Source organism: Candidatus Polarisedimenticolaceae bacterium (assembly GCA_036275915.1).
Lineage (GTDB): Bacteria > Acidobacteriota > Polarisedimenticolia > Polarisedimenticolales > DASRJG01 > DASRJG01.
This window is the reverse complement of sequence record DASUCV010000015.1, coordinates 79,558-95,076: the sequence shown is the minus strand read 5'-3', so window position 1 is coordinate 95,076 and position 15,519 is coordinate 79,558. Positions and strand designations below refer to the sequence as shown.

Here is a 15,519-nt window from a genome sequence, read left to right as displayed (position 1 = left end):
CGCTTCCTTCACCCGAAATGTTAAGGCCGTGGCATGCAGCTTAACTACGCGGTGAGCCCGTCGCACTCCGGCGTCACGGCGCGTGCGAAGTGCGGCACGCGCCGCGCCACCGGGCGCGCGGGCTACCGCGGGCGTTAGACGAACCGGAAGGAGACCGGCGAAGAACATTCATGAACGCCGTCTTTAAGAGCAGCGGGGCTGGGGTACTCGTCGGCGTTTGCGTGTCGGCAATCTTGCTGACCGCGTGTTTCTTCGCTGCGGGCGGTGGTCATGGCACGTACATTCCCGCCATCGTGTTGTTCCCTTACACCATGGTCTGGGCAGGCGCACTGAAGCGCATCACGTTGCCTTCACTTCTCCTGGCGGTTGGTCAATTTCCCGCATACGGCGGAATTGCGGGCTGGGCCCGGTCCCGGCAGCGATCGATGCCAGCTGTCTGGGTGATGGCGTCGGTTCATGTCGTCGCAGTTCTACTTGCGTTGTCCGCGGTGGGTGAGACGTTCCTCCCATGAACGCACAGAGTCGAGGTCGGTCGTCTAACATCGCGTTCCAGCCGTGGCACTCTCGCGTCACGGCGCTTGCACGAGGCGGCAAGCGCCGCGCCGCTCGGCGCCCGTCTGAACGCGAGCGTTAGATGGCTCTGAACCAGGAAAACAAAGCAGCCCAACAAGAGGACCGTCAATGAGAATCGTCTTCGCAGGAATCGTTGCAGTGTTCTTGGGACAGGCGGCGTTCGCTCAGACTTGCGAAGACATCGCCGGTCAGTTCTTCAACTCGATTCGTGAGGAGAAGACTGCGGAGGGCAGCGCAAGAGCGTGGGCGACCAATCCGTACGCGGCTGGAATGAAGGACTCAATCGATCAGTTCACGACGAAGTTGACATCCAACTTGAGCTTCTTGGGAAAGTACCGTGGGAACGAATTGGTAGTGAAGAAGGAGGTCGCGGGTCGGTTTGTCTATCTCTACTATTTCGTCGTGTTTGACAGGCAGCCGATGAAGTTCGAGGTGCAGTGTTACAAGCCAGTTGACAAGTGGGTGCTTCACAACCTTCAGTTCAGCGACAAGATAACGTCGGATGTTGTCGACGCGGCGTCCAGAGACCTGTTCAGAGGCGGCGAATGACGGTGCTTCGCCATCTAACTGCCCGTTCCAGCGGTCGCACTCGCGCGTCATGCTGCTTGCTCGAACAGCGCAAGCGGCTCGCCGCGCGGCGAGCCGCTGAACGCGATCGTTAGACCGCATGAGAAAAGCATGAAATCAATCGCACTCTTGCTCATTGCCGGCTCACTAGCAACGGACCCTTCAGGCGGTTCGGCGAAACTCTCCGCCGAAACACAACAAACGGTCAACGCTATGGCCGTACAGAAACTCGCGGGCGCTGAGAAGGAGATGAGCGAACTTCTCGGCCGCCTACGAAAACAAGGCAGTGCCAACCCGAACGCAATCGCGGCTCTCGACAAGTCCCAAACGATGTGGGCACAGTATCGGGACGCGCAAGTGCACGCGTTGTGGCCTTCATCTGACCGAAATGAATACGGCAGCGTCTATCCCGTCTGCGTCGCTGCCGCCAAGATGGGCATGACCCAGAGTCGAATAGCCGAGCTGAACGCAATGCTCGAATCAACACCAGGCAATGTGTGCCCCAGTGCGTGGGCGCAATAGGCGGAGGCATCGCGGAAGACGGTGGGTCGACTTCACGTGCCCAGACCGATCGGATACAGCAAGCTCGAAGACGGACTTCGCAACGTCGACGGAAATGGTCGTATCCTTCACGACGGACTCCTCCTCCCCAACGGGGGCTTTGACGTGGCCAGCGACTTTGGCACAGCGATGCCGGTGAAGTCGTGGGAGGAGTCCATTCCATCATTCCAGCCGCGGCACTCTCGCTTCACGGCGCTTGCACAAGGCGGCAAGCGCCGCGCCGACGGGCGCGCCGCTGAACGCGCACGTTGGGCAGGCTGATCATGGACATCCAGACTCTCACCAGCGAGTTCTGGAAAGTGCGCCTCCCAGAGGATTGGGTGCATAAGCCGAGTATTGATCACCCGTGGTACTGGGAGTCGCCTGATGGGGCGGCTGGGGTTTATCTGTCGACGTTTCGAATCAACGAACCGGTCAGCGCAGCGATTCACAGCGCGCGATCTTCCGAGCGCCGGAATCTCCCGGGCGATGGCGAATGGCAAGTCCTCCACGAATCAGAGTCGGACGCTGAATCTCTGGTGGAGGTTGTTTCTGAGTACCTGAACCGAGAGAAGCGATATCGTCTGGTTTCCAGAATGTTGGGGCGCTCGGAGATCCTCGTGAGGCTGACGTTTCACGACTACGACTGTGCCGATCCACTTGAGTCGGCCGCTCGGTCTTCACCGTTGGTTAACTCCCTCGAGTTCCTTGAGGCCGCACCGTGAGTCCGACGCACTGCTGCGTAAACCCGACGGTCCATCCCTTCTCGTCGCTTGCGAACTGCGGCGATCGCCGCGGCGGTCTGGCCCGCAGGTTACGCTTGCGCTGGGGGGCCTGAGAAACACAATGCGAAAAGCCATTGCCATGCTTGGAGTCGTCGCGCTGGCGGAAGTCACAGCAATCGGCGCGGGTGAGCAGCCTGCAACGGCTGCAAGCAAAGATGCCTTGTTTCAATTGATGAAGCCAGGAACTGACGTGATTCAATCTCGCGTGTCCACTTCGCTGGCCGGGCAGTTCGCCATCGTCCTACGGTCCGACGAGTTCGCGAGCCTCCGAGACGACGCTGATCTTGGGCCGTTCATTGCTTCAGCCGTCAAGCACACAAACGACGCGATTGTGATTGTTGTTCCGTCGAGTGCCAGCGATACAACGCACGCGGTCTTCTTCAAGGCAAAAGTGCCAGTGGCCCATTCGCTTCGGCCAGGCGGAACGCCAGTGGCGGAAGCACTGACGCGAATTGAAGAAGCGCGGCAAGCCGTAAAGACACCCGTGGCAGATGGCGCTGAGGAGTTGTATTTCCAGGAGGCCAAGCTGCACGCGGACAACGGAACGCCAGTGCCTAGCTACCGTATTCTCAGCGCCGGGCCTCGTCGCCAGCCCGCCTGAACATGCCAATGACGTCGGTCCGTCCGGTTCAAGCCGCTTGCGTAAGGTCGCGCCCGTTCGTCGACTAGCCGCACAGAAGGACCAATGCGCCGCAAGGCACCGCTAGCACTCGTCCTGATCGTGGGCGCCATGATCTTCGGGTGCCGAAGCACACCGCCTGATCCGCCGCAGCTCGCGTCGCAGATGGATCCTCTTGCAGGAATCCCGCTACCAAGTGCACGGGGCACGCTCCTACCAGAATCGGTCGGTACAGGCGTCGTGCTTCAACAAGTATCGAGAGCACCCGTTGAGGGCGTTCACGGAACCTGGCGTCCAGCGCCAGCGGAGGTCGCAAAGTTGGACGCGGCGGTACTCGGGTTCCTGGAAGCTCACTGGCGCGCACCGGCGGAACCGATGGGGCGTCCACTGGTTGCTACCGAATACCTCCGACAGTATCTGGGTGTTGTACGAGGCGACCAGCGGTTGATCTACGTCAACGGCTTCTCGTCCTACCACTATCGAGGCAGGGTCTTGGAGTATCGACAGAACCCGAGCACCATTCCGAATGGCGTGAGCAGCGCTGAGAGCTTTTGGCAGGTGGAACCAGTGATCGTTGCGGACGGTGGCTGGGACTACTTCGGGTGCTGGTATGACCCAAAGACCGGTGAATTCAGCGGGCTACAATTCAACAACGAATCGCCTGCTCGGTGACTTTCACCGCTGCAACCATGGCCGCCTCTTGACGTAAACACTCCCGGGAATAGCCTCGAGAACTTCGAGCGCCTGGGAGGGTGTATGACCGCAAACTCTTGGTACGCGCGCGCCTCGCGCTTCAGCGTCATTCTTCTCGCGTACGGCGCGCTTCGGGCCGAGCCGGCGCCCGCGCAGTCAGCAGCGGCTCCGGCCGCCGCGCCGCAAGTCGTGCGCTTCGGAACCTGGGGCGTCGATCTTTCGACGCGCGATCTCGCGGTGAAGCCCGGCGATGATTTCCAGCGCTATGCCAGCGGCAAGTGGATGGATGCGAACGAGATCCCGGCCGACAAAGCGCAAAACGGAGTCGGTTCCGAGCTCAACGACCGGAACCAGGAGCAGTTGCGCTCGATCATCATGGACGCTCCCAAGAGCACTCAGCTCGGCGCGTTCTATGCCAGTTACATGGATGAGCCGCTGCTCGAGAAGCTCGGTACGGGGCCGCTCAAGCCCGACCTCGCGCGTATCGACGGCATCAAGACCAAGGCCGAATTCACGCGTTACATGGCCGGCGCGCTCAAGGATCTTGGCTCGACCGTTTTCGCCCTCGGCCTTCTGCCGGATCCCGCCGAGCCGCGGACGAATATCGCGTACGTCACGTCGAACGGCATGGGCATGCCCGATCGCGACTACTACCTCGAGGACAAGTACGCGGAGCAGAGGAGCGCCTACCGCGCCTATGTCCAGCGCTCCTTCGAGATGATCGGCCAGGCGAACGCATCCGCGGCGGCGGACCAGGTGCTCGCGTTCGAGACCGCGATCGCGAAGATCTCGTGGTCGCAGACGGACCTGCGCGACCTCGGCAAGCTCAACAATCCGATGACGTTGCCGCAGCTGAAGACGTATGCGCCGAAGTTCGACTGGGACGGCTATCTCGGCGAAGCGAAGGTGATGTCGCCGCACATGCTGATTGCCGACAACACCGCGATCAAGGCGATGGCGGCGCTCTACGACGAAACACCGCTCGAAACGCTCAAGACGTGGCAGAAGTTCAAGGTCACGAACGACGCTTCGAACTATCTCTCCAAACGTTTTGTGGACAGCAAGTTCGAATACCAGAAGTCCCTGTCCGGTGCGCTGGAACAGCGCCCGCGGTGGCGTCGCGGCATCGGCGAGGTGGACGGCCGCCTCGGCGAGCTCTTGGGCCGAACCTACGTCGAGCGCTATTTCCCCGCCAAGTCCAAGGCCTCGATGCAGGAGCTCGTCGCGAACCTGAAGAAAGCGGCGGCGCAGCGAATCCAGGGCAACACGTGGATGGGCGATGCGACCAAGAAGGCCGCTCTCCTCAAGCTCTCCAAGATGGACGTGATGGTCGGTTATCCCGACAAGTTTCGCGACTATTCGAAACTCGTGCTGAAGCCGGACGATCTCTACGGCAACGTGAAGCGGAGTGCGGCGTTCGACTGGGCGTACCAGATGGAGGATCTCAACAAGCCGGTGGATCGCAAGAAGTGGGGGATGAGTCCGGCCACGGTGGACGCCTACAACGGAGGGCTCGAGAACAAGATCGTGTTCCCGGCCGGCATCCTGCAGCCGCCCTTCTTCGATCCGACGGCGGACGCCGCAGTGAACTACGGCGCGGCGGGCGCGATCATCGGCCACGAAATCATGCACGGCTTCGACGACCAGGGCAGCAAGATCGACGAGAACGGCGCCATACGCGATTGGTGGACGAAGGACGACGCCACGCGCTTCAAGGCGCTGACCGACGCACTCGGCGCGCAGTATTCGTCCTACGAGGCGGCGCCTGGAGTCTTCATCAACGGGAATTTGACGATGGGAGAGAACATCGGCGACATGTCGGGACTCGAGGTCGCGTACTCGGCGTACACGATGTCGCTGGGCGGGAAGCCGGCACCGGTCATCGACGGGCTGACCGGCGATCAGCGATTCTTTCTGTCTTTTGCGCAGGCGTGGCGAGGCAAGCAGCGCGACGAGATGGTCAAGACGCAAGTCGCCACCGATCCGCACAGTCCGCGGCGCTTTCGCGTGATCGGTCCCCTCCGAAATCTCGACGCTTGGTACAAGGCGTTCGAAATCGGCCCCGAGGCGAAGTACTACCTGCCACCGGAGAAGCGCGTGCGCATTTGGTAGGCGTGATGAGCCTTCCTCAGGGCTAGTTTGACGAGCCCCGCCGCGCGCCCGAGATTGAGAGCGTGCGCTACACGCTCGCTCGCTGGAGCCGCTCGCTCTTCTCCGCGATCGCGACGATGCTGGCCGGTGTCGTCGTCGGCGGTGTGGGATTCATCCACTTCGTCCGGCAGGTGGCGTCCGACAACAACGATCTGATGCTCGAGGCCGCGCGGCGGCAGAACGAGGGGACGCTCGGCGGCCATGACGTGAGCACGGCGTGGCCGGTGGCTCTGACGGCGATCGCGCCGCTCGCGTTCGTCATCGGCACGCCGCTCGGGGCTCTGTCGGCCTATCTCGTGGTCACGGGTGTCATTCGGACGATCGCGGGGGTGGTGCGCGAGCCGATCGGCGATCCGATCGTCCACGGCACGATCCGATGGGTGCGCTGGCAGCGAGGCCGGGAAACGCGGAGGCGCGACGCGGACGTCCGGGTATCGCTCGAGGGGCCGGAGGTGGCCGACCGCCTCGTCACTGCGCAGCGGATGCACGTGGACGACGCCGAGCTGGTCGTGGTCGCGTCGCGCCGCAAGACCGAATGGACCGAGGGAACGATCCTCGACTGCGGGGGACTGTTCTATCGCGTGGGGCCTTCGGTCGAGCGGATGCTCCCGAACGGCCTCCGCACGCTCTACCCGCTGCGCGAGCAACCCGACGCGGGGGTGTTCCGGAGGCTCGTGAGCTACGATCTTCCCGTGCTTCTGCTCGACCCTGTCGAGCGCTGACGCGGAGGGCGCGTGCCGCCGTTCACCGAGGTCCAGAAGGCGCAGCTCCGCGAGCGCGGTATCAGCGAAGACGAGGCCAACCGGCAGCTCGCACTGCTCGCGGCGCCGCGCGGCTTCCCCGACGTATTGCGGCCGTGCCGCGCCGGCGACGGGATCGAGGCGATCGCGCGCGATCGTGAAGAGGAGCTCGTCGATCTTCACGAGACCGCGGCGAAGCAGGGGCGGTGCTCGAAGTTCGTGCCGGCCTCGGGCGCCGCGACGCGGATGTTCCAGGAGCTCCTGAGCGGCAACGGGGCCGAGGCCCTCCTCGCCGCGCTCGACCGATTCGCCTTCGCCGACGATCTCCGCGCCGAGCTGACGTTCCGGGAGCAGGAGGTGAGCGAGGCGACGATCGTCGATGCGCTCCTCGGTGCCGACGGCCTCGGCTACGCGACGATGCCGAAGGGATTGATCCCCTTCCATCGGTACGACGCCGGGCCGCGCACCGCGTTCGAGGAGCACCTCGTCGAGGCAACGTCGATCGTGCGCGACAGCGAAGGGGTCTGCCGCATCCACGTCACCGTGTCGCCGGAGCACCTCCACGCGTTCCGGCTCCTGGCGGACCGCGTCGTCCCCAAGTGCGAGAAGCGGCTCGGCGTCCGCTACGCGCTCACGTGGTCGGTCCAGAAGGCCGAGACCGACACGCTGGCCGGAGCGCCCGGCGGCGGGGCGTTCGTCGCCGATGACGGCACGCTCGTTCTAAGACCAGCGGGGCACGGCGCGCTCTTGTGGAACCTGCAGGACACGAAGGGCGACGTCGTCTTCGTCAAGAACATCGACAACGTGCAGCCCGACACGCGTCGCGCCGCGACGGTGCGGTGGAAGAAGATCCTCGGCGGGCGCCTCGTCGAGCTGCAGCGATCGGTCTTCCTCCACGTCGCGCGGCTGCGGGCGCGGCCTACCGATCCCGCGCACCTCGACGAGGCGGCGCAGTTCGCGCAGGGGGTCTTCGGCTGCGAGCCGCCGCGCGGCGCGGCCCCCGCCGAGATGCGAGGGAAGGCGCTTCTCCAGTGTTTCGAGCGGCCGCTGCGCGTCTGCGGTGTCGTGCGGAACACCGGCGAGCCGGGAGGCGGCCCCTACTGGGTGCGCCGCCGCGACGGCCGCGTGACGCGGCAGATCGTCGAGGCGGCGGAGATCGATCCGTCACGCGCCGAGGTCATGCGCGAGGCGACGCACTTCAACCCGGTCGATCTCGTCTGCGGCCTACGGAACGTGGACGGGAAGCCGTTCGACCTCGCCGCCTTCGTCGATCCGCGCGCAGTCATCGTCGGGCGGAAGAGCCATCAGGGGCGCGACCTCGTCGCCTTCGAGCGGCCGGGTCTCTGGAACGGCGGCATGGCGGACTGGCTGACCGTCTTCGTCGAGGTCCCGATCGAGACCTTCACGCCGGTGAAGACGGTGATGGATCTGCTGAGGCCCGAGCACCAGGCCTAGAAGAGGGGACAGCTTCCGAAACTCGCAGTTCAGAGTTTCGGAAGCTGTCCCCTCTCAGAACTTGTATTCGGGGTTCGCCGGCGAGAAATCTTTGTCGCCGAGGCCGACGTTGACGCGCAGGTCGCGGTGCTCGAAGCGCTCGAACATGACGCCGTCGCCGTCGTAGATCTCCGCGCGGAGAGGAAGGTTGATCTCCTCGTCGATCCAGAGGTCGATCTTGGCGCCGTAGTAACGGGGGACGCGGACGGTCGCGCCGGGCTTCGCGTCGCCGGGAATCTCCCAGCCCTGCCTGTGGTTCTCCTGCAGGAGGGGCGCCATCGCGATGTCGTATTCCTTCTCCACGTCCCAGAGCGTTTCCTTCGGGCCGAGGACATGGGTCGTGACGGTCTGCTTCGTCGTGAGGCGGACCTTGTGACAGCGGCGGCCGAGGATCGTCTCGTAGCCGAGGTCTTCGGCGGAGGCTTCGCCCTTCTCGTCGGCGCGATGGAAGTTCTCGAGCACCACGTTGACGAGGTAGACGATCGACGTCTCGTCGACGGGATGGCGCGTGCCGCCCATCGCGAGGTCGCCGTGGGGATCGAGGTTGAGCTTGACGTTCGGGAAGGTGTTGAGGCTGACTTTGAGGCGCCCGTCGTTCCAGCCGTCGGCGTAGAGGATCTCGCGACCCTTGTGCGGCGCGCAGAGCCTCTTGTAGTAGACCTTGAACGGCCGCGCCCACTTGGCTACCAGGGACTGCTCGGGACCGAGCTTGTCGCCGTCCCACTCCTGGCTGATGAGCGTCATCGTGTAGTCGTGGATCGTGTGGGCCGCCGCCCCCATCGCATCGAGCGTGCGGCGCGCATCGGGGGCCACCGCGGTTGCTCTGAGGGCGGGCGAGAGAAGCGCCAAGAGGAGAAGGGCGAGAATCGATCGACGCATCGGAGCCATGATACGTGCGGGCTCAGCGGGTGGCGAGCGCCTCCTGGATCGCTTCGTCGAGGACCGCCATCGAAAAAGGCTTGTTGAGGACGCGGCGAAGGCCCAAGGCGCGCGCTTTGTTCTCGCCCATGACGTGACCGTAACCGGTGGCGACGACGACGGGAAGATTGGGGCGAATTTTCAGGGCAGCTTCCGCGAGCTCGGCCCCGCTCATCCCCGGCATCGTCAAATCGGTGATGAGGACGTCGAAATCGAGAGGCGCGGCCTTGAACGTCGCGAGCGCCTCGACCGACGACTCGCAGGCGGTGACCCGGTAGCCGAGCATCTCGAGCTGCGCCTTCAGGAGCTCGACGAGCGAGGGCTCGTCGTCGACGTAGAGGATGTGCTCGCCGCGGCCCCCCGCCGCCTGAGGTCCGGGGCGCGCCGGCGCCGAATGCCTCGTCTCGAGCGCCGGGAAATAGATGTGGAACGCCGTGCCGACCCCGGGCTCGCTCTCGACGAGCACGGCGCCGTCGTGCGCCTTGACGATGCCGTGAACGACCGACAGCCCGAGGCCTGTGCCCTCACCCGGGCCCTTCGTGGTGAAGAAAGGATCGAAGATCCGGTCGAGCATCTCCGGCGGGATGCCGCAGCCCGTGTCCTGCACGTCGAGGCGGACCCATTCGCCCGGACGGAGGTCGGGGTGGAGGCGGGCGGCGTCGTCGTCCAAGGTCACGGAAGCGCAAACGACGCGAAGCTTCCCGGGGCCGTTGCCCATTGCGGCGGCCGCGTTGGCGGCCAGGTTCATGACGATCTGGTGGATCTGGGTCGCGTCGGCGAGCACCGGGGGCAAGTCGTGATCGATCGCCCAGTCGATCTCGATCGAGGCCGGGATCGCCGCCCTGAGGAGACGGAGGGCCTCGTCGATCGCCGGCGCCATCGCCGTCGGCGCACGCGTGTGGTCTTGCCTCCGGCTGAAGGTCAGGATCTGAGAGACGAGGTCCTTCGCGCGCGCCCCGGCGCGGGAGATCTCGGCGAGGCGCTCCTCGACCCCCATCTGGCCGCGGAGCTGGTTCCGGAGCAGCTCGGTGTAGCCGATGATCGCGGTGAGGATGTTGTTGAAGTCGTGCGCGATCCCGCCGGCGAGCGTGCCGATCGCCTCCATCTTCTGCGACTGCCGGAGCTGCTGCTCGAGGCGCTCGCGCTGGGCCTCCGCCTCGCGCCGGCGCGTGATGTCGCGCACGGTCGCGACGACCTCCTCGGGCCCGCTCCGGACGAGCCGAGCCTCGAACGTCCGCGCGTCGGCGTCGCCGTCGACCGTGTACTCGAGCGCCACCGGCGTCCCGGTGTCGACGGCGCGCGCGATCCCGTCGAGGAGGGTCGCGCGGACCGCCGGCGGCAGATCGGAGCTGCCGATGTTCGAGCCGATGAGCCGATCGGACATCGTGGCCTCGGCCCCGCTGGGCGCCGAGAAATCGAGGTAGGTGCCGTCCCGTCTTACGCGGAAGACCAGGTCGGGGATCGCGTTCAGGAGGGCCCGCTGCCGCGCCTCGGCTTTACGGAGCGACTCGTTCGCCTCGCGGAGCTGCGCCGTCCGCTCGACGACGCGCGCCTCGAGCTGCTCGGAGAGGGCGCGCAGCTCGTCGCCGACCCGCTTGCGGTCGCTGATGTCCTCGGCGAGACCGACGATCCGGTAGATCTCGCCGGCGTCGTCGCGCAAAGGAAACGCGCGGTCGCGCACCCACCGGATCGAGCCGTCGGGCCGGATGATGCGGTACTCCTCGTCGTATTTCCCGTCGGCCTGCTTGGTCAGCGCCGCGTGGATGACCGCGTCTCGATCGTCGGGGTGGACCCCCACGAGCCACTGCCGCGGGTTGGCGTAGAGCTCGGCGCAAGGACGTCCCCAGATCTTCTCGTACGCCGGGCTCACGTAAACCATCCGGTTCTTGTCGGCGCTCGTGCTCCAGAAGACCTCGTCGATCGTCTCGGCGATCTGACGGAACTGCTCCTCGCTCTGACGCAACGCTTCGAGCGCGCGCTTCCGGTCGGTGACGTCGCGCACGATGAACTGCACCGAGGCGCCGTCGGGATCGGGGTAGAGCGTTGCCGCGACTTCGATGTCGATCGTCGAGCCGTCGGGGCGGCGATAGCGCCGCTCGATGAAGCCGGGCTCGCGCGCGCCCTGAATCACCTCCTGGTAACGGGCCATGAGGGCCGGGTGGTCGTCGGGATGGAAGAGGTCGAAGACGAGCCGCCCGATCACCCGTTCCTCGTGCGTGATGCCGAGGAGCTTGAGAGCTGCGGGGTTGACGAAGCGGACGAGGCCGCCTTGCACGATGAAGACCGCATCGGGCGACATGTCGACGAGACGGCGGTAGCGCTCCTCGCTCAGCCTGAGCGCTTCATCGCTCTTCCTGCGTCCGTCGCTGCGAAGCTCCGACACCGTGAAGGCATCGTACACCCCGGCCGGGAGTGCGGCAGCGTGCCGGCGCACGAAGATTCAGCGGTTCTCGGGGCCGCAACCATACGTTTGTAAAGCTGTTTCGTTTTTTAACCCTTGCTGGGTAAGATGCCCGGCCCGCATGGATCTCACGATTCCGGAGGCTTCGACGATGCGCTTCTTCATGGCCTTGCTCTGCCTCGCCTTCACCGTGGTTCCGGTCGCCTTGGCCGCAGCTTCGAAGGAGACTCATCCTTTCGGAGTTCGCGACCTCGTCGCCTTCGACCGCCTCTCCGACGCGCGCGTGTCGCCCGACGGGAAGTGGGTCGTCTTCACGATCTCGGCGCTCGACCTCGACGCGAACAAGCGACGGACCGACCTCTGGCTCGTGGCGGCCGACGGCACCGGTCTTCGCCCGCTCACGCGGAACGAAGCGTCGGACACGAGCGCGGCGTGGTCGAAGGACGGCCGCACGATCTTCTTCCTCTCGACGCGCGGCGGCTCGTCGCAGGTCTGGAAGCTCTCGCTCGACGGCGGCGAGTCGCAGCCGGTGACGTCCTTGCCGCTCGACGTCGGCAGCTTCGTCGTCTCGCCCGACGGGACGAAGCTCGCGCTCTCGATGGAGGTCTACCCAGGCACTTCGCCCGCCGAGACCAAGAAGCGCCTCGACGACGACGAGAAGAAGAAGGCGAGCGGGAAGATCTACGACAGTCTCTTCTTCCGCCACTGGGATACGTGGGGCAACGGGACGCGGTCGCACATCTTCGTGGTTCCCGTGGCCGGCGGCGAAGCGGTCGACGTTATGAAGGCGATGGACGCCGACGCGCCCTCGAAGCCCTTCGGCGGCAGCGAGGAGTACACGTTCACCCCGGACGGCGCCTCGGTCGTCTTCAGCGCGCGCGACGTGGGACGCGAGGAGGCCTGGTCGACCAACTTCGACCTCTTCGTCGCGCCGGCCGGCGGCGGCAGCGCGCCGCGCAACCTCACGAGCGGGAACAAGGCGTGGGACGGGTACCCGGTCTTCTCGCCGGACGGCAAGACGCTCGCGTACACCGCGATGAAGCGCCCCGGCTACGAAGCCGACCGGTTCCGCATCGTGCTGCGCTCGTGGCCCGACGGGCAAGATCGGATCCTGACGGAGGGCTGGGACCGCTCGCCGTCCGATCTCGCCTGGTCGCCCGACGGCAAGGAGATCTACTGCCTCTCGGACGACGTCGGCCACCACGCGCTCTTCGCGGTCGATGCCGCCACGGGGAAGGTGCGCACGGTGGTCGGTAAAGGGCACGTCACGTCCCCGCAGCCGTCGGGCGCGCGCGTCTTCTACCTGCTCGACTCGATGAAGGGGCCGGCCGAGCTCTACTCGGTGAAGGCCGACGGCGGCGACGCGAAGAAGCTGACGAGCATCAACGACGAGCGCCTCGCGGCGACGCGCCGCGGCGACCCCGAGCAGTTCAGCTTCAAGGGCGCGAACGGCGACGACGTCTACTGCTGGATCGTGAAGCCGATCGACTTCGACCCGGCGAAGACGTACCCCGTCGCCTTCCTCATCCACGGCGGGCCGCAGGGGAGCTTCGGCAACGACTTCCACTACCGCTGGAACCCGCAGGCCTACGCCGGCCGCGGCTATGCAGCGGTCATGGTCGACTTCCACGGGTCGACCGGCTACGGCCAGGCGTTCACCGACGCGATCAACGGCGACTGGGGCGGGAAGCCGCTCGAGGATCTCCAGAAGGGGCTCGCGGCCGCGCTCGCGAAGTACAAGTGGATGGACGGCAACCGAGTTGCAGCGCTCGGCGCGAGCTACGGCGGTTGGATGATCAACTGGATCGCCGGCAAGTGGCCCGACCGGTTCAAGTGTCTCGTCGTGCACGACGGCAACCTCGACGAGCAGTTCGCCTACTTCGCGACCGAGGAGCTGTGGTTTCCCGAGTGGGAGCACGGCGGTACGCCGTGGGAGCATCCCGAAGGCTACGCGAAGGACAACCCCGTCCAGTACGTCAAGAACTGGAAAACGCCGACACTCGTCATCCATGGCGGCAAGGACTACCGCGTCGTCGACACCGGCGGCTTCGCCACGTTCACCGCGCTCCAGCGCATGGGCATCCCGAGCAAGTTCCTCTATTTCCCTGACGAGAATCACTGGGTGCTGAAGCCCGCGAACAGCATCCTCTGGCACGACACGGTGCTCGACTGGATCGACCAGTGGACGAAGCGCGACGGAAAGCCTTGATGTTTAGAAGCCGTTCAAGCGTGCGGTGAAGAATCGACGTAGTCTCCTGGGATCGGCGGCACGTCTGCCGTCTCGGGAGGTCTCATGAAACGAGCGTCGAATTTCTGGGTGGGGATTCTGCCGGTCGCGCTTCTCGTCTCCGCGACCGCCATCGTCGCGGGCGACGGTAACGACCAAGGCGATCACGATCGAGGTCAGTCGCGCGTTCAGCGCGGCTTCCAGCTGGCTCCCGTACCGCTCGACTTGCACCACAAGAATCGCGAGAAGGTCGGGCTCGGCAGCTACATCGTCAACGCGGTGGGCGGCTGCAACGATTGCCATACCTGTCCGCCGTACACACCGGACCACGATCCTTACGTGGGCGGCGACGGCGCGTACAACAGCGCGAACTACCTCGCGGGCGGGCAGACGTTCGGCCCGTTCGTGTCGCGGAACCTGACGCCCCAGGAGAACGGATTGCCCGCGGGGCTCACGCGTCAGGAGTTCATCGATCTCATGCACACGGGGCACGACCCCGACAATCCGGGCCAGCTCCTCCAGGTCATGCCGTGGCCGGTGTACGGCAGGATGCTCGATCGCGATCTGTCGGCGGTGTACGAGTACCTGAGCGCGATCCCGCACGCCGAGATCGGCGAGGGGTGCACGCAGCCGCAATCGAAGAGGGTCGGGAGTCGATAGTCGACGGTCGGTAGTCGGTAGTCGGTAGTTACTACTGACTACCGACTAGCGACTCACATCAGCGGAAGCAACGGCGTCTCCACCGGCTCCCAGCAGGTGACGCAGACGCGCTTGAAGACGTCGAACCCGCTGAGCGCGACGTCGGGGGCGCGATAACCAGCGCGCACCGGCTCATCCTTCAGGAGATCGGTCGACAGGTACTTCTTGTTGTCGTCGCTGAACACCGTGACGACGATCGCGTCGTCCCCGAGCCGATCGAGCACCTGGAGGGCGCCGAGGAAGTTCGCCCCGGAGGAGACGCCGACGCCGAGACCGATCTCGCGCGCGAGCTTCTGCGCCATCAGGATCGCGTCGCCGTCGTCGACGGCGACGATGTCGTCCAGGAAATCGAGCTCGACGATCGGCGGCACGAACTCGTCCGAGATCCCCTGGATCCGGTGATGGCCGACCTTGTGACCTGTGGAGAGCGTCGGGGAATTCGCCGGCTCGAGCGGATGGATGCGCACCTCGGGAAGCGAGCGCCGCAAGAAGCGGCCGACGCCCATCACGGTGCCGCCGGTCCCGACGCCCGCCACGAAGGCGTGGGGCCGCAGTCCGTGTTCCCGAAGCTGCCAGAGGATCTCCGGCCCGGTCGTCTCCTCGTGCGCCGCGCAGTTGTCCTGGTTCGAGAACTGCCGGGGCAGGAACGCCTGCGCCGGGCCCGCCGCGAACGCCTCGGCGCGACGGATGCTCTCGAGGAAGCCGCCTTCCTCGCGGCTGACGAGATGGATCTCGGCGCCGAGGCTGCGGATCAGGGCGATGCGCTCGGCGCTCATCCAATCGGGCATGAAGATCGTCACCGGATGGCCGAGCGCGCGACCCACACCCGCCATCGCGATGCCGGTATTGCCGCTCGTCGCCTCGGCGATCGGCTGGCCCGGAGCGAGCCTTCCCGACGCCTTGGCTCGCTCGAGGATGTGGAACGCCATCCGGTCCTTGATGCTGCCGGTCAGGTTGAGGTGCTCGGCCTTCGCGTAGACGGTTCGTGTCCGCCCGCGATCCTCGCAGGAGATCGCGAGGAGCGGCGTGTTCCCGACGAGGCTTTTGAGGCCTTTGCGCACGTCGAAAGCGTAACGCCCGGGGACGGGAAGCTCCGGACCGAATCAGTCCGG

Annotated in this window: 14 protein-coding genes; 11 read left to right on the top strand and 3 right to left on the bottom strand. The window is 65.4% G+C overall.

Translation table 11 applies throughout. The annotated features are described in order from the left end of the window. Window positions 1-170: 170 nt before the first annotated feature. From VFV19_12615 to VFV19_12575, 9 genes are all read left to right on the top strand, one after another. Window positions 171-512: a hypothetical protein gene (locus VFV19_12615; protein ID HEX4825141.1), complete on the top strand. Its 342-nt coding sequence runs from the start codon at window positions 171-173 to the stop codon at window positions 510-512. Between the two features lie 169 nt (window positions 513-681). Then, entirely contained in the window at window positions 682-1,122 is a 441-nt protein-coding gene (locus tag VFV19_12610; GenBank protein HEX4825140.1) for a hypothetical protein, read from the top strand. 129 nt (window positions 1,123-1,251) lie between these two features. Continuing rightward, complete coding sequence (locus VFV19_12605) at window positions 1,252-1,662, top strand: lysozyme inhibitor LprI family protein (GenBank protein ID HEX4825139.1); 411 nt, start codon at window positions 1,252-1,254, stop codon at window positions 1,660-1,662. 287 nt (window positions 1,663-1,949) lie between these two features. Further along, on the top strand, window positions 1,950-2,405 hold the full coding sequence (locus VFV19_12600; protein ID HEX4825138.1) for a hypothetical protein: 456 nt from the start codon (window positions 1,950-1,952) through the stop codon (window positions 2,403-2,405). 121 nt (window positions 2,406-2,526) lie between these two features. Further along, window positions 2,527-3,066, top strand: coding sequence for a hypothetical protein (locus VFV19_12595; GenBank protein ID HEX4825137.1), 540 nt, complete (start codon window positions 2,527-2,529; stop codon window positions 3,064-3,066). Window positions 3,067-3,402: 336 nt separating this feature from the next. Continuing rightward, window positions 3,403-3,756, top strand: coding sequence for a hypothetical protein (locus VFV19_12590; protein HEX4825136.1), 354 nt, complete (start codon window positions 3,403-3,405; stop codon window positions 3,754-3,756). A gap of 84 nt (window positions 3,757-3,840) precedes the next feature. Further along, a complete protein-coding gene (locus VFV19_12585) occupies window positions 3,841-5,889 on the top strand; it encodes a M13 family metallopeptidase (GenBank protein HEX4825135.1) in 2,049 nt (682 codons plus the stop codon). A 62-nt stretch (window positions 5,890-5,951) separates the two neighbouring features. Further along, entirely contained in the window at window positions 5,952-6,650 is a 699-nt protein-coding gene (locus VFV19_12580; protein HEX4825134.1) for a hypothetical protein, read from the top strand. Between the two features lie 12 nt (window positions 6,651-6,662). Further along, window positions 6,663-8,123, top strand: a complete 1,461-nt coding sequence (locus tag VFV19_12575) for a DUF4301 family protein (protein HEX4825133.1) — start codon at window positions 6,663-6,665, stop codon at window positions 8,121-8,123. 54 nt (window positions 8,124-8,177) lie between these two features. On the opposite strand, the gene VFV19_12570 is transcribed toward VFV19_12575, so the two are convergent. After that, a complete protein-coding gene (locus tag VFV19_12570; protein ID HEX4825132.1) occupies window positions 8,178-9,041 on the bottom strand; it encodes a DUF1571 domain-containing protein in 864 nt (287 codons plus the stop codon). A gap of 22 nt (window positions 9,042-9,063) precedes the next feature. Then, window positions 9,064-11,463 (bottom strand): PAS domain S-box protein, encoded by a 2,400-nt coding sequence (locus tag VFV19_12565; GenBank protein ID HEX4825131.1) that lies wholly within the window; start codon window positions 11,461-11,463, stop codon window positions 9,064-9,066. 139 nt (window positions 11,464-11,602) lie between these two features. On the opposite strand from VFV19_12565, the gene VFV19_12560 reads away from it, so the two are divergent. Together VFV19_12560 and VFV19_12555 are read left to right on the top strand one after the other, a co-directional pair. Then, window positions 11,603-13,690: a S9 family peptidase gene (locus tag VFV19_12560; protein HEX4825130.1), complete on the top strand. Its 2,088-nt coding sequence runs from the start codon at window positions 11,603-11,605 to the stop codon at window positions 13,688-13,690. An 84-nt stretch (window positions 13,691-13,774) separates the two neighbouring features. Beyond that, entirely contained in the window at window positions 13,775-14,368 is a 594-nt protein-coding gene (locus tag VFV19_12555) for a hypothetical protein (protein ID HEX4825129.1), read from the top strand. Between the two features lie 53 nt (window positions 14,369-14,421). Here the strand turns inward: VFV19_12555 and VFV19_12550 are convergent, their stop codons facing one another. Further along, window positions 14,422-15,468: a PLP-dependent cysteine synthase family protein gene (locus VFV19_12550; GenBank protein ID HEX4825128.1), complete on the bottom strand. Its 1,047-nt coding sequence runs from the start codon at window positions 15,466-15,468 to the stop codon at window positions 14,422-14,424. Window positions 15,469-15,519 lie beyond the last annotated feature (51 nt).